The 15,141-nt window shown below is 56.2% G+C and carries 12 protein-coding genes and 4 tRNA genes; 13 read left to right on the top strand and 3 right to left on the bottom strand.

From position 1 onward, the window contains the following. Positions 1-19 precede the first annotated feature (19 nt). The 13 genes from wecB (at position 20) to M8013_RS01585 (ending at position 10,852) form a co-directional block, all read left to right on the top strand. Entirely contained in the window at positions 20-1,150 is a 1,131-nt protein-coding gene (wecB, locus tag M8013_RS01645) for a non-hydrolyzing UDP-N-acetylglucosamine 2-epimerase (RefSeq protein ID WP_271266099.1), read from the top strand. Further along, positions 1,147-2,409 (top strand): UDP-N-acetyl-D-mannosamine dehydrogenase, encoded by a 1,263-nt coding sequence (wecC, locus tag M8013_RS01640; protein WP_271266098.1) that lies wholly within the window; start codon positions 1,147-1,149, stop codon positions 2,407-2,409. The genes wecB and wecC overlap by 4 nt, the downstream gene beginning before the upstream one ends. Beyond that, complete coding sequence (rffC, locus tag M8013_RS01635) at positions 2,406-3,083, top strand: dTDP-4-amino-4,6-dideoxy-D-galactose acyltransferase (RefSeq protein WP_271266097.1); 678 nt, start codon at positions 2,406-2,408, stop codon at positions 3,081-3,083. Before wecC ends, rffC begins: the two co-directional genes overlap by 4 nt. A 4-nt stretch (positions 3,084-3,087) precedes the next feature. Beyond that, complete coding sequence (rffA, locus tag M8013_RS01630) at positions 3,088-4,218, top strand: dTDP-4-amino-4,6-dideoxygalactose transaminase (RefSeq protein ID WP_271266096.1); 1,131 nt, start codon at positions 3,088-3,090, stop codon at positions 4,216-4,218. A 1-nt stretch (position 4,219) separates the two neighbouring features. Further along, positions 4,220-5,470 carry a lipid III flippase WzxE gene (gene wzxE, locus M8013_RS01625; RefSeq protein ID WP_271266095.1) on the top strand — a complete coding sequence of 417 codons (1,251 nt, stop codon included), beginning with the start codon at positions 4,220-4,222 and terminating at the stop codon, positions 5,468-5,470. Continuing rightward, positions 5,467-6,546: a TDP-N-acetylfucosamine:lipid II N-acetylfucosaminyltransferase gene (locus tag M8013_RS01620; protein WP_271266094.1), complete on the top strand. Its 1,080-nt coding sequence runs from the start codon at positions 5,467-5,469 to the stop codon at positions 6,544-6,546. The genes wzxE and M8013_RS01620 overlap by 4 nt, the downstream gene beginning before the upstream one ends. Continuing rightward, a complete protein-coding gene (gene wzyE, locus M8013_RS01615) occupies positions 6,543-7,895 on the top strand; it encodes an ECA oligosaccharide polymerase (protein ID WP_271266093.1) in 1,353 nt (450 codons plus the stop codon). Before M8013_RS01620 ends, wzyE begins: the two co-directional genes overlap by 4 nt. Before the next feature lie 11 nt (positions 7,896-7,906). Further along, on the top strand, positions 7,907-8,647 hold the full coding sequence (gene wecG / locus M8013_RS01610; RefSeq protein ID WP_271266092.1) for a lipopolysaccharide N-acetylmannosaminouronosyltransferase: 741 nt from the start codon (positions 7,907-7,909) through the stop codon (positions 8,645-8,647). A gap of 267 nt (positions 8,648-8,914) precedes the next feature. Further along, entirely contained in the window at positions 8,915-10,300 is a 1,386-nt protein-coding gene (gene thrP, locus M8013_RS01605) for a bifunctional threonine/serine APC transporter ThrP (protein ID WP_271266091.1), read from the top strand. Positions 10,301-10,403: 103 nt separating this feature from the next. Next, positions 10,404-10,480: transfer RNA gene (locus tag M8013_RS01600), tRNA-Arg, on the top strand. Between the two features lie 67 nt (positions 10,481-10,547). Next, positions 10,548-10,623, top strand: a tRNA-His gene (locus M8013_RS01595). Positions 10,624-10,644: 21 nt separating this feature from the next. Beyond that, positions 10,645-10,730 (top strand) — tRNA-Leu (locus M8013_RS01590). A gap of 45 nt (positions 10,731-10,775) precedes the next feature. Next, positions 10,776-10,852 (top strand) — tRNA-Pro (locus M8013_RS01585). Positions 10,853-11,352: 500 nt separating this feature from the next. On the opposite strand, the gene M8013_RS01580 is transcribed toward M8013_RS01585, so the two are convergent. From M8013_RS01580 to hemX, 3 genes are all read right to left on the bottom strand, one after another. Beyond that, a complete protein-coding gene (locus tag M8013_RS01580; RefSeq protein ID WP_271266090.1) occupies positions 11,353-12,558 on the bottom strand; it encodes an MFS transporter in 1,206 nt (401 codons plus the stop codon). Positions 12,559-12,739: 181 nt separating this feature from the next. Beyond that, on the bottom strand, positions 12,740-13,936 hold the full coding sequence (gene hemY / locus M8013_RS01575) for a protoheme IX biogenesis protein HemY (protein WP_271266089.1): 1,197 nt from the start codon (positions 13,934-13,936) through the stop codon (positions 12,740-12,742). 2 nt (positions 13,937-13,938) lie between these two features. Then, positions 13,939-15,120: a uroporphyrinogen-III C-methyltransferase gene (gene hemX / locus M8013_RS01570; RefSeq protein ID WP_271266088.1), complete on the bottom strand. Its 1,182-nt coding sequence runs from the start codon at positions 15,118-15,120 to the stop codon at positions 13,939-13,941. Positions 15,121-15,141 lie beyond the last annotated feature (21 nt).

The following is a 15,141-nucleotide window of genomic DNA, read 5'->3' as shown; positions in this document are numbered from 1 at the left end:
CTAATCGAAGAGAATCGATGTGAAAGTACTTACCGTCTTTGGTACACGGCCGGAAGCCATCAAGATGGCGCCTCTGGTGCATGCGCTGGCAAATGATCCTGATTTTGAAGCGAAGGTGTGCGTGACCGCACAGCATCGGGAGATGCTGGATCAGGTCCTTAATCTCTTTTCCATTGTTCCCGATTACGACCTCAATATTATGAAGCCCGGGCAAGGATTAACCGAAATTACCTGCCGTATTCTGGAAGGGTTAAAGCCTATTCTGGAATCATTTAAGCCTGACGTGGTGCTGGTTCATGGCGATACCACCACCACCATCGCCACGAGCCTGGCGGCCTTTTACCAGCGCATTCCGGTAGGGCATGTGGAGGCCGGATTACGTACCGGCGATCTCTATTCCCCTTGGCCTGAAGAGGCGAATCGTACTCTGACCGGCCATCTGGCGATGTATCACTTTGCTCCGACCGAGAATTCCCGGCAAAACTTGCGCCGGGAAAATATCGCGGATCAACATATCTTTGTGACCGGCAATACGGTGATTGATGCGCTGATCTGGGTGCGCGATCGGGTACTGGCAAGCGATACCCTGCGCGGTGAACTGGCCGAGCGGTATCCGTTCCTCGCCAACGGCAAAAAAATGATTCTGGTCACCGGCCACCGTCGGGAAAGTTTTGGCCAGGGCTTCGAGCAAATTTGCCACGCGCTGGCGCAAATTGCTGCACAAAATGAAGATGTGCAGATCGTCTATCCAGTGCACCTCAATCCCAACGTCAGCGAGCCGGTCAATCGTATTCTGGGGCACGTTAAAAACGTCATCCTCATCGAGCCACAGGACTATCTGCCCTTTGTCTGGCTGATGAATCACGCCTGGCTGATCCTGACGGACTCGGGCGGTATTCAGGAAGAAGCACCGTCGCTGGGTAAACCGGTGCTGGTGATGCGTGAAACCACCGAACGTCCGGAAGCAGTAAAAGCCGGAACGGTACGCCTGGTGGGTACCGATTCGCAGCTGATCGTTGAAGAAGTGACGCGTCTGCTGCACGACGACGGAGAGTACCAGGCCATGAGTCGCGCCCATAATCCTTATGGCGATGGACAGGCCTGCGACCGTATTTTGTACGCACTTAAACACAATCGGGTATCGCTATGAGTTTTGCTACCATTTCAGTCATTGGTCTTGGCTACATTGGGCTGCCAACGGCGGCGGCATTTGCTTCCCGTCAAAAACAGGTCGTGGGCGTGGATATCAACCAGCATGCGGTTGCCACCATCAACCGCGGTGAAATTCATATCGTCGAACCGGATCTCGACAAGGTGGTGAAAGCCGCCGTTGAGGGCGGGTTCCTGAAAGCCAGCACCACGCCGGTGGTTGCCGATGCCTACCTGATTGCGGTACCGACGCCCTTCAAAGGCGATCACGAGCCAGATATGGTGTATGTCGAAGCGGCAGCCAGATCCATCGCCCCGGTGCTGAAAAAAGGCGCGCTGGTTATCCTGGAATCAACGTCACCCGTGGGTGCCACCGAGCAGATGGCCCAGTGGCTGGCCGAAGCGCGCCCGGACCTGACATTCCCGCAGCAGGCAGGGGAGCAGGCCGACATTAACATCGCTTACTGCCCGGAGCGTGTGCTGCCGGGGCAGGTAATGGTCGAGCTGATTAAGAATGACCGCGTGATTGGCGGGATGACTCCGGTCTGTTCCGCCCGCGCCAGTGAGCTGTACAACATTTTCCTCGAAGGTGAGTGCGTGGTGACCAACTCACGCACTGCTGAAATGTGCAAACTGACGGAAAACAGCTTCCGCGACGTCAACATTGCGTTTGCCAACGAGCTGTCGCTGATTTGCGCCGATCAGGGGATTAATGTCTGGGAACTGATTCGTCTGGCAAATCGCCATCCTCGGGTCAATATTCTGCAGCCTGGCCCTGGGGTCGGCGGCCATTGTATCGCGGTCGATCCGTGGTTTATCGTGGCGCAAAATCCCGAGCAGGCGCGTCTTATCCGCACTGCCCGCGAAGTGAACGACAGCAAACCGCACTGGGTGCTGGATCAGGTGAAAGCCACCGTTGCCGATTGCCTGACCCACAGCGGCAAGCGGGCAAACGAGCTGACCATCGCCTGTTTTGGCCTGGCATTTAAGCCGAACATTGACGATTTGCGTGAAAGCCCGGCGATGGAAATTGCTGAAATGATAGCCAGTTGGCACAGCGGCGAAACGCAGGTGGTTGAGCCGAATATCCATACGTTACCGAACAAGCTTGCCGATCGCTGCACCCTGACAAACCTGGATAACGCGCTGGCCACGGCAGATGTGCTGGTACTGCTTGTGGATCACAATGAATTTAAAGCGATCCCGGGCGACGCTGTTCAGCAGAGTTATATCGTTGATACCAAAGGCGTCTGGCGTTGAGTCAGCTGCACGGTGTGCTGCAGCCGCTGGAGTGGGAAAGTCAGTTTTTCTCTCTGCCCAGCGCGATTGTGCGGGTCTCAGATGACGCCCCGCCGCTGACCGCGTCAGATTTTACCTCCTGGCAGCGCGTGCAGGCCAAAATACCGGCCACCCGAGCCGACTGGCTGGACGCGCTCCAGCAGCAGGGATTCAGGCTGGTCGAAGGTGAGGTCGATCTGGCGATCGCCGTGACGCAACACGCTAACCCGGGTGGCGAAAGGGCAACTGAACAGGATATCCCTGCACTGCGCCAATTGGCCGCGCAGGCCTTCGCCCAGAGCCGCTTCCGTGCGCCATGGTACGCCCCTGATGACAGCGGCCGATTCTATGCCCAGTGGATCGAAAACGCGGTAAAAGGCACCTTCGACCATCTTTGTCTCGTGTTCCGTGCAGCGGATGGCACCCTCCAGGGTTTTGTCTCCCTGCGTCAGCTAAACGATGCCGAAGCGCGTATTGGCCTGCTGGCCGGGCGTGGGATGGGCGAGAAACTGATGCAGGCGGCGCTGTGCTGGGCGCAGCAGCAGAAGCTTTCCACGTTGCGGGTGGCGACCCAAATGGGTAACACCGCCGCGCTTAAACGTTACATTGCAAGCGGTGGCAACATTGAATCAACCGCTTACTGGCTATACAGGTGAAAAGATGATCCCATTTAATGCGCCTCCTGTCGTGGGCGCTGAACTCGATTACATGCAGTCTGCGATGGGCAGTGGCAAACTTTGTGGCGATGGCGGCTTTACGCGCCGTTGTCAGCAGTGGATGGAGCAGCGTTTCAAGAGCGCGAAGGTGCTGCTCACTCCGTCCTGTACCGCATCGCTGGAAATGGCGGCACTGCTGCTGGACATCGGTCCAGGCGATGAAGTGATCATGCCGAGCTACACCTTCGTCTCGACGGCAAACGCCTTCGTCCTGCGCGGGGCGAAAATCGTTTTTGTTGATATCCGCCCGGATACCATGAATATCGACGAGACGCTGATTGAAGCGGCGATCACCGATAAGACCCGGGCCATCGTGCCGGTGCACTATGCGGGTGTGGCGTGCGAGATGGACACCATCATGGCCATCGCTAAAAAGCACAACCTGTTCGTGGTGGAAGATGCCGCTCAGGGCGTGATGTCTACCTACAAGGGGCGGGCGCTGGGCACCATCGGTCATATCGGCTGCTTTAGCTTCCATGAAACCAAAAACTACACCGCGGGCGGTGAAGGCGGCGCAACGCTGATTAATGACCGCGCGTTGGTTGAACGCGCTGAAATCATCCGCGAGAAAGGCACTAACCGCAGCCAGTTCTTCCGCGGGCAGGTGGATAAGTACACCTGGCGCGATATCGGCTCCAGCTATCTGATGGCGGATCTGCAGGCGGCTTACCTGTGGGCCCAACTGGAAGCAGCCGATCGTATTAACCAGCAGCGCCTGGCGCTGTGGCAGACCTATTACGATGCGCTGGCCCCACTGGCGCGTAAAGGTCTTATCGAACTGCCGACTATTCCGGCCGACTGTGTGCATAACGCGCATATGTTCTACCTGAAGCTGCGGGATAATGACGATCGCAGTGCGCTTATCGCGTATCTGAAAGAAGCCGAGATCATGGCGGTGTTCCACTACATTCCGCTGCATTCCAGTCCGGCAGGTGAAGCCTTTGGCGAGTTTGTGGGTGCCGATCGCTTTACCACCAAAGAAAGTGAGCGGTTACTCCGCTTGCCGCTGTTCTACAACCTCGCGCCGGTCAACCAGCGTACGGTCATTAATACCCTTCTGAGTTACTTCGGCTGATATGTCTCTGGCGAAAGCATCGGTGTGGACGGCAGCGTCCACACTCGTCAAGATCGGCGTAGGCTTGCTGGTCGTCAAACTGCTGGCCGTGTCGTTTGGCCCTGCGGGGGTCGGACAGGCGGGTAACTTTCGCCAACTGGTCACTGTGCTGGGTGTGCTGGCCGGGGCGGGCATTTTCAACGGTGTAACCAAGTACGTCGCGCAATACCACGACGATACGGCACAGCTGCGTAAGGTAGTGGGCACCTCGTCGGCGATGGTGCTGGGCTTTTCCACTCTGCTGGCGGCGGTATTCCTGCTGGCGGCAGCGCCCATCAGCCAGGGGCTCTTCGGTCATCAAGGCTACCAGGGCCTGGTGCGGCTGGTAGCACTGGTGCAGATGGGCATCGCCTGGGCGAACCTGCTGCTGGCCCTGATGAAGGGCTTTCGTGATGCGGCCGGGAATGCGCTCGCGCTGATCGCCGGCAGCCTGATTGGCGTCGTCGCGTATTACGCCTGCTATCGTCTGGGCGGCTACGAAGGCGCGCTGCTTGGCCTGGCGCTGGTTCCTGCGTTGGTGGTGATCCCGGCTGCGGTTATGCTGATTCGCAGAGGCTCCGTTCCGCTCAGTTACCTGAAGCCCCAGTGGGATAAGATGCTGGCGGGGCAGCTGGGTAAATTTACCCTTATGGCGCTCATTACCTCCGTGACCCTGCCGGTGGCCTACGTGATGATGCGAAACCTGCTGGCGGCGCATTACAGCTGGGATGAAGTGGGGATTTGGCAAGGAGTTAGCAGTATTTCCGATGCCTACCTGCAGTTCATCACCGCTTCGTTTAGCGTTTACCTGCTGCCAACTCTGTCGCGGCTGACCGCCCGGCAGGAGATCTCCCGCGAGATTTTGCGCGCGCTGCGCTTCGTACTCCCTGCCGTAGCAGCGGCCAGCTTTACCGTCTGGCTCCTGCGCGATGTGGCGATCTGGCTGCTGTTCTCCGACAAATTTATCGCCATGCGCGATCTGTTTGCCTGGCAGCTGGTGGGCGATGTACTGAAAGTAGGCGCTTACGTCTTTGGTTATCTGGTGATCGCCAAAGCCTCACTGCGGCTCTATATTCTGGCAGAAATCAGCCAGTTCGCGCTGCTCACCGTATTTTCGCACTGGCTGATCCCTGCACACGGCGCACTGGGGGCGGCCCAGGCGTATATGGCTACTTACATCGTTTATTTTGCTGCCTGTTGCGGCGTCTTTTTACTTTGGCATAAACGTACATGACTGCACTGATTCACGTCCTGGGATCGGATATCCCACACCATAACCAGACCGTTTTGCGGTTCTTTAATGACGAACTGGCGCCCGGCAGTGACCAGGCCCGCGAATTTATGGTGGTGGGGCACGATAACGGGCTGTGTGCTGCGTGCCCGGCACTGCAGCTGACTTTCTGGCCGGACAAACCTTCACTCGCCAGGGCAGTGATTGCTAAAGCAAAAGCCAATCGCCAGCAGCGTTTCTTTTTCCACGGGCAGTTTAATACCGGCCTGTGGCTGGCGCTGCTAAGTGGTGGCATTAAACCCGCCCAGTTTTACTGGCATATCTGGGGTGCCGATCTGTATGAGGTATCGCAGGGATGGAAGTTCCGTCTCTTCTACCCGCTGCGTCGTATGGCACAGGGCCGCGTGGGCTGTGTCTTTGCCACCCAAGGCGATCTCAATTATTTCGCGCAGCGTCATCCGAAGGTTCGCCGTGAACGGCTCTATTTTCCGACCCGTATGGATCCGGCGCTGAACGGTTTAGCCAATGAGGCGAAACGTGAGGGCAAGCTGACGATTCTGGTGGGGAATTCCGGGGATCGCAGTAACGAGCACATTGCCGCCCTGAAGTCCGTGCATCAGCAATTCGGCGATACGGTCAACGTGATTGTGCCGATGGGCTATCCTGCTAATAACGCGGCGTACATTGATGAAGTCCGTCAGAGTGGTCAGGCACTATTCAGTGCTGAAAATCTGCAGATCCTCAGCGACAAGCTGGCGTTTGATGACTATCTCGCACTGGTGCGCCAGTGCGATCTTGGCTATTTCATCTTCGCGCGCCAGCAGGGGATTGGCACGCTGTGTCTGCTAATTCAGGCAGGCGTGCCGTGCGTGCTCAACCGCGATAACCCGTTCTGGCAGGATATGGCGGAGCAGCACATTCCGGTGCTGTTCACCACTGACGACCTCAACGAAGAGGTGGTGCGGGAAGCGCAACGACAGTTGACGCAGGTGGATAAAAACGCGATCGACTTCTTCAGCCCCAACTACCTCACGCCGTGGCAACATGCGCTGCGGATTGCCTCAGGAGACAATGCATGAGCCAGTTGCAATTTAGCGGCTTGTTAGTCATCTGGCTGCTGAGCTCGCTGTTTATCGCCACCCTGACCTGGTTTGAGTTCCGGCGGGTGCGCTTTAACTTTAATGTCTTCTTCTCGCTGCTGTTCCTGCTGACCTTCTACTTCGGCTTTCCGCTGACCAGTATTCTGGTGTTCCGCTTCGACGTGGGGGTGGTACCGCCGGAAATCCTGATGCAGGCGCTGCTGTCGGCCACCTGCTTCTATGCGGTCTACTACATTGCCTACAAGACGCGGCTAAAACCCGCAGGCCGTACTGCTCCCCGAAGGCCGCTGTTTACCATGAACCGGGTGGAGACGCATCTTACCTGGGTGATGTTGATGCTGATTGCGCTGGTCACCGTCGGCATCTTCTTTATGCACAACGGCTTTTTGCTGTTCAAGCTCAACTCCTACAGCCAGATCTTCTCCAGCGAAGTCTCCGGCGTGGCGCTTAAGCGCTTCTTTTACTTCTTCATCCCGGCAATGCTGGTGGTCTATTTTCTGCGTCAGGACGCCCGGGCGTGGCTGTTTTTTCTCGTCAGTACCGTGGCGTTTGGCCTGCTGACCTACATGATTGTCGGCGGGACGCGTGCGAATATCATCATCGCCTTCGCCATCTTCCTGTTTATCGGCATCATTCGCGGTTGGATCTCGTTGTGGATGCTGGCTGCGGCGGGCGTGCTGGGGATTGTTGGCATGTTCTGGCTGGCGCTGAAGCGCTATGGGATGAACGTCAGCGGCGACGAGGCGTTTTATACCTTCCTGTATCTGACGCGCGACACCTTCTCGCCGTGGGAAAATTTAGCCCTGCTGCTGCAGAACTACGACAAAATCGACTTCCAGGGGCTGGCGCCTATTGTGCGCGATTTCTATGTCTTTATCCCCACCTGGCTATGGCCAGACAGGCCGGGCATCGTCCTGAATACCGCCAACTACTTCACCTGGGAAGTGCTTAACAACCACTCTGGGCTGGCGATATCGCCGACGCTAATCGGGTCGCTGGTGGTCATGGGCGGCGGCTGGTTTATCCTGCCGGGTGCCATTGCCGTAGGGCTGATCATCAAATGGTTCGACTGGCTGTATACGCTGGGTAACCGGGAGACGAACCGCTATAAGGCAGCGATTTTGCATAGTTTCTGTTTTGGTGCCATTTTCAATATGATCGTGCTGGCGCGTGAGGGGCTGGATTCGTTTGTCTCCCGCGTGGTCTTCTTTATGGTGGTTTTTGGCATCTGCCTGCTGATGGCGAAGCTGCTGTACTGGCTATTCGACGTGGCAGGACTCGTGCATAAACGTGAACCGACAAGCGGCAGGACGCTTTCGCAAGTCTGATAAGGATAGTAATGACGGATAATACTTCTGCGCCGCTGTATGACCTGCGCGGACTAAAGTTGATTGGCTGGCGCAATATGCAACACGCGCTGGACTACCTGTGCGCCGACGGCAGGATCAAAACCGGCACTCTGGTGGCCATCAATGCAGAAAAAATGCTTACCATTGAGGATAACGCCCAGGTCCGCGACCTGATCGAGGCGGCTGAGTTTAAATACGCCGACGGGATCAGCGTGGTGCGCTCGGTACGTAAAAAATACACGGATGCCAATATCTCGCGTGTAGCAGGGGCCGACCTCTGGGAAGCGCTGATGGCGCGGGCGGGTAGTGATGGAACACCGGTCTTTCTGATTGGTGGCAAGCCTGAGATCCTCGCGCAAACCGAGCAGAAACTGCGCGCGCAGTGGCAGGTGAACATCGTCGGCAGCCAGGATGGCTACTTCAACGCCGATCAGCAGCAGGCGCTGTTCGCCCGTATTCGCGACAGCGGGGCGAAAATTGTCACCGTCGCGATGGGGTCACCGCGCCAGGAGATCCTGATGCGCGACTGCCGCCAGGTATGCCCGGATGCGCTGTATATGGGCGTCGGTGGCACCTACGATGTCTTTACTGGCCACGTTAAACGTGCGCCAAAAGTGTGGCAGAACCTGGGTCTGGAGTGGCTGTATCGTCTGCTGTCGCAGCCCAGCCGTATTACCCGTCAGTTGCGTCTGCTGCGTTATCTCGGCTGGCACTACTCCGGTCGCCTGTAATCTTTCCTGGCAGCGCGATAGACGCTTCGCGCTGCGCTTTTCCGGCAGAATCTGCTGGTTTTATGTGCAATACATTCATTTTTTTAACGCTTCATTTGCCATTTCACCTATTTTAAGAAACCATTCCTCCCCTCACTACCGCACCAGGCTGTTTTTGCGCCAACCGTAAACATTGACGGTCGATTTTGCATAGCCTGCGATAGCCGATCTTTACCCATAACAATAACCGGCGCAGGCCGGGAAAATAGCAAGCACAACCGAGGATTTATGGCAGAGAAAAAACCGGAGCTTCAGCGTGGGCTGGAAGCACGTCATATAGAACTTATCGCCCTGGGGGGGACGATTGGCGTGGGCCTGTTTATGGGCTCCGCCAGCACCCTGAAATGGGCTGGCCCGTCGGTCCTGCTGGCGTATATCGTCGCCGGACTGTTCGTTTTCTTCATCATGCGCTCAATGGGCGAAATGTTATTCCTTGAGCCGGTTGCCGGTTCGTTCGCCGTGTATGCGCACCGTTACATGAGCCCGTTCTTCGGCTATCTCACCGCATGGTCGTACTGGTTTATGTGGATGGCGGTGGGGATATCGGAGATCACCGCCATCGGGGTCTACGTGCAGTTCTGGTTCCCGGAAATGGCGCAGTGGATACCCGCGCTTATCGCCGTGGGGCTGGTGGCGCTGGCCAACCTTGCTGCCGTGCGCCTGTACGGTGAGATTGAGTTCTGGTTCGCGATGATTAAAGTCACCACTATTATTGTGATGATTGTGGTGGGCCTGGGGGTGATCTTCTTTGGCCTCGGCAACGGCGGGCAGGCAATCGGTTTTGGCAACCTCACCGAACACGGTGGCTTCTTTGCGGGCGGCTGGAAAGGCTTCCTGACCGCGCTCTGTATCGTGGTAGCCTCTTATCAGGGGGTTGAGCTTATCGGCATTACCGCAGGTGAAGCGAAAAACCCACAGGTCACGCTGCGCAGCGCGGTAGGCAAGGTGCTGTGGCGGATCCTGATTTTCTATGTAGGCGCCATTTTTGTCATCGTAACTATCTTCCCGTGGAACCAGATCGGCACCACCGGCAGCCCGTTCGTGCTGACTTTTGCGAAGATTGGTATTACTGCCGCGGCGGGCATTATTAATTTTGTGGTGCTGACGGCGGCACTCTCCGGCTGTAACAGCGGCATGTACAGCTGCGGGCGTATGCTGTACGCGCTGGCGAAAAACCGTCAGCTTCCGGCGGCGATGGGTAAAGTGTCGCGCGTGGGGGTGCCGGTGGCGGGGGTGGCGGTTTCTATTCTCATTCTGCTGGTGGGATCTTGCCTGAACTACATTATTCCGAATCCGCAGCAGGTGTTTGTCTATGTCTACAGCGCTAGCGTGCTGCCGGGCATGGTGCCGTGGTTTGTGATCCTGATTAGCCAGCTGCGTTTCCGTCAGGCACATAAAAACGCGATTGCCAGCCATCCGTTCCGCTCAATACTGTTCCCATGGGCAAACTATTTAACCATGGCATTCCTGGTCTGCGTCCTGGTTGGAATGTATATCAATGAAGATACCCGCATGTCGCTGTTTGTCGGTGCGATCTTCATGGCTGCCGTGTCGCTCGGATATAAGCTTTTTGGCCTCGGTCGGCATGTTGAAAGTCTGAAAATGAAGGAATAAGCGGCAAAATGCGCAATCTATAATCAAACGCGCATTTATTTTTAAAAAAGCACTAGACAGCAGACCGAGACCTCCGTAATATCCAGCCCCGCAACGGCGCTAAGCGCCCGTAGCTCAGCTGGATAGAGCGCTGCCCTCCGGAGGCAGAGGTCTCAGGTTCGAATCCTGTCGGGCGCACCATTAACCCGGTGCTGGAGCTGCGGTGGTCTGTTAAGTAGGCAGAACCGCGTGAAAGAATAAAGTTGTGGTGGCTATAGCTCAGTTGGTAGAGCCCTGGATTGTGATTCCAGTTGTCGTGGGTTCGAGTCCCATTAGCCACCCCATTATTAGATAGGTTGTGAATTGCGAAGGTGGCGGAATTGGTAGACGCGCTAGCTTCAGGTGTTAGTGTCCTTAGGATGTGGGGGTTCGAGTCCCCCCCCTCGCACCACGACTTATATTGAATTGAAATAAAAATTCAAAAAAAGCAGTACAACGGCGAGTAGCGCAGCTTGGTAGCGCAACTGGTTTGGGACCAGTGGGTCGGAGGTTCGAATCCTCTCTCGCCGACCAATTTTGAACCCCGCTTCGGCGGGGTTTTTTGTTTTCTGCCATTCCTGCCCGTGTTGCTAATGACCGACAGCGACATCTCTGCTTGTCGTGAATAAGTGACACTTATCTAATTGAAAAACAACAATATTTTACCTTTCCGCAATTAGTGTCGCTCTCAGGCGACAATTTACCGCTCGTGCCGCCGCTTTCTACTGTCGTAATACTGCCGAACCGGCACAAATTCCTTTTATCTTAAAAAGTTGCGTGATGTAGAACTTCAACATGCAGCGTTGGCACGTTACGTGCAATAATATACCTGTAGATGCTCATTCCACCTCTTATGTTCGCCTTAGTGCCTCATAAACTCCGGAATGATGCAGAGCCATTTACGGTGCTTATCGTCCACTGACAGATGTCGCTTCGGCCTCATCAAACACCCTGGGCACAACGTTGAGTGAAGCACCACAAGTTGTCAAATGACCTTTTTAACGCCTGCTTTTTAGCAGGCGTTTTTTTATGGGTTATTGACGATAATGCGCCATGATCCCCGCCACCATCAGCAGCGCGCCCGTCGAAACAATGTATAGGGCCTGCATCGGCCCCAGCGAGGCGGCAACCAGCGCGGCGATGCAGGTAAACAATGATGCGCTGACCGTTTGCCATCGCCACGCCTTGCCGCTGGCAGAAGAGACCTCGGCTGCCTGAAAGCTGCTTAATACGCTAAACGTGCCTGCCGCAAAGACAATGTTAGAGGCCAGATGGGCGAGAAAAACCATCCCCAGTATCTGCACGCCTGACAGCAGCGGAATTACACCGTATGAGATTAAAAAGAGACCGAGGCAGAGCAGCAGGAGCCGGTTTTGTCTGGCATAGCGCGGCAAGCTGTCTCTTTTAAGCAGCAGCGGGCCGCACAATTGCCCCAGGCTACGGGCAAAAAGTAAGGGCAGTGCCAGACCTGCGGCGTTATCCGGTTCGATTTGCTGCGCCAGCGCAGGAAGCAGCGCCATGGCAGGTGAACCCACGGCAGCGAGAGCGGGTAACAGCAAAAGGCTGCGCTTTTGTTGCGGTGCCAGCGTTCGCCAGTGCACTGCGCCAGGTCGGGCAGTTTCTGCTGCATAATGCGTGACAAGAGAAGGCAGTGATTTGCCTGCAAGCGCCAGCATCAGCAACGAGCCAGCAAAAGTGAGTGCGTCGATCCCAACCAGTGCCAGAGCGGGCAGATGATGGAAAAGTACAATGCCCAGTCCCGTTCCTGCCAGCACCTGAGAAGCAAAAATGACATTCTCCAGACAGGTCGCAGCAGGCAGTTCGGCTTCAGATAACCCACGCTTGAACAGCAAGGTGAGCGCCGGCCAGCTCATCCCGCCCAGAAAGGCCTCCGTGGACTGAACCGCCAGCATTGCCGTGATGCTATGAAAATGAATACCCATCAGCGGAAACAGCAGGGCGATGAAACCCAGGCACTCCGTTGCTATCAGCAGTGTGATGGGTGAATAAGAGAGGCACAGCTTCTCCCCGACGAGGCTGCCTAAAAATCCTGGTAGCGTTGCAAACAGGTATGCCAGGGTTAACAGTGAGGCGGGAGCCTGCCAGTCTAAAAGCAGACCAAACACCAGCACCTGAGTTAAGCCATTTCCCAGCGAGGTAAAGAGAAAGGCGCAGGCCAACATTCGCAGCCAGCGATGGCAGCGGAGCGCGCTAAAAAGCGCATATAAAAGCGTGTTCATGAACAATCCTTTCAAAAACGATTACGTCCACGCGGCAAGGCGCGTGCAGGAAAAATGTTTGATGAAAGGATGTCGTTACATTGGCGGAGGCGATCCTGAAGATGATTGCAGAAAATGTAGCAGGAGAATCTATCGGTGAGAAGAGTGATAAAAAAAGGAGGCCGTCTGGCCTCCTGTTGAATTATTGCGGGGGATTGTTCTGCAACGTCAGCAGCAGACCATCGCGACGCATCGCGGCGGCTTCTTCCGGCATGTGCAGCTTGTCCAGCGTATCGGCAAGCCAGGCGTAATCAAACGCATCCGGGCGCTGTTTTAGCGCCGCGCGGAAGGCAAGGCTGGCTTCCTTCCATTCGCCATGCTTCGCCAGCGACTGACCGAGGGTGCTCCACAGCAGCGGGCGGTCGCCCACAGTTTTGATTTGCTGACGGAGCATTTTTTCGATCTGTTCCGGGTTATTGGTTTTCAGACGCGGGATCACCATCACCAGCCGATCGTCGTACTGACGCTTCAGGCCATCCAGAATAATGCCCTGCGCCGTGTCATGATCGTCACACTCAATGAGATGCTCCGCCATCGCCACCTGCAGGGGTACCTGCTGGCGCGTTTTACGGCTCTGGTTTTTCCACCAGGTTTTCAGACCATCGCTGCCCTGATCGGCACGCGCCTGGTCCATCAGACCAATCCAGGCCTGACGCTGCAGGTCATCGCGCTGTTCATCATCACCCACTTCGGCTTTTGCCATCGACGGGATAATGTCCAGCAGCGAGCCCCATGCGCCCGTACGAATATAGGCTTGTTCTGCCAGACGCAGCACTTCCGGATGACGCGGAGCGATTTCCAGCAGGTGATCGACGCCGTGGCGGGCAGCATGATTCTCATTGCGTGCCAGCTGCAGTCGTACGCGGGTGATTTCGACCGGGATCTGATCTTTTTCTGCCAGCTCGGATGCGCGCTCCAGATGCTGATTGGCGCGGATTTCATCCCCACGCTGCTGCGCCGCTTCGGCTGCCAGAAGATAGTTGACCACCGGCTGTTCGGCGTGATCGGCATTTTTCGACATCAGCTTTTCAACCTGCTGATAATCGCCTTCGGCCAGCTTCAGCAGCGCCTGCTCGGTCTGCTTACGCGCACGGCGGCGCTTGCGTCCGACAAACCAGCTGCGGGTATGCGCGCCAGTGCGGAAAATACGGCGCAGGATCCACTCGATCGCCAGGAACGCCACCATTACCAGGATCAGTATGATCGCTAAACCGGTGACACTGGTTTCGATGTTGTAGTTGTCGGTCTGGATCAACACATAGCCCTGATGACCCGCCAGAATTGGGCCGAGCACGATCCCGGCGATCAACAGTGCGAAGAGTAATAAGACTTTAATCATGATTACTCTCCTTGTGGTGCGCTGTCAGGGGCCGGTGTTGGCGCTGGCGCCTCAGCAGCAGGTTGCGCCGCGACGCCAGGCTGGGCCAGCAGATTACGCACGCGCGTTTGCATCAGCTTTTCCATGATTGGCTGGCTTTCCAGTTTATCCGGCACGTTCATGGTGATGTTTTGCTGGCTTAGCTTGTCCACTTCGTCGAGGAAGGCCGTGGTGGTGGCATCATCAGTATCGTAATAAGCGCGGACCCAGGTCGAGACGTTATCGAGCGCCTGTTTATAGGTCTCTTCCTGATGGCGCGGGACCGCCTGTGCGGCCACCAGCAGGCGTGAACGAATATTCTCGCGCAGGTAGACGTCCTGATTTGGGGCAAGCAGCGGTACGGCAGTTTCATCGCGACGGCGAATGGTAATAAAGCTGTCCATAAAGTTCTGCCAGCTTTTTTGCAGGTTAATGCGCCATTCGCCGAGAGAGCTGGAGAGCTCGCTGCTGTCGGAATCCATCGGGGAGTCATCGTCGTTATTGTCAGCCAGACGCAGGTTATCAATCTGGTTCGACAGTTGATTCACTTTCAGAATGATGCCGTCATAGTCCACCTGCGAGACGGTCGCCAGGCTGGCGATATCTTCGGTCAGCGCACGACGTGCGGCGATCAGGCTCGGGTCATTCATGTCACCAAGGCTGGCATCCGCACTTTTCAGCAGCGCTGCTGCAGTGGTGACATCCTGATCGCTCCACAGTTTACGCCCGGCCAGTTTGACCAGGAAATCAGCCTGTGCCAGCAGCCAGGTTTTGGCGTCTGTGCCAGAAATGGTTGCCACTTTTTGCTGCATCTCATCCAGCTGTTTCGTCAGGTCAGCCTGCTGACGATTGGCATCGGTCAGCTGCGCGGCCTGCTGCTTGATGACTGCATCCAGCTCCGCTTTTTGCGTCTGCTGAGATTGTTGCAGCGCCGTTATCTGCGTGACCAGCGCATCGCTGGTGGTTGTCTGGTTGGTGGCTTGTTGTTTCACCAGACCATACAGGCCAATGCCTGCGGCCAGCGCAATGGCGATCGCAATCGCGCTCAGCGCCAGGCTGGTTTTATTGCTGCCCTGTTTTTTCTCAGTCGTTTCTGGCTGTGGCGTAACATCCACAGTCTCCCTGGTCTCTTCAACCACGGCGGAGGATTTTTCTTGTTCCGTCATTATGGCTTCCCATTATGAGAG

The organism is Silvania confinis (assembly GCF_025564085.1).
GTDB classification, from domain to species: Bacteria; Pseudomonadota; Gammaproteobacteria; order Enterobacterales; family Enterobacteriaceae; genus Enterobacter; species Enterobacter confinis.
Note: the sequence above shows the minus strand (reverse complement) of the source record. Positions and strands in the feature narration are given on the sequence as shown.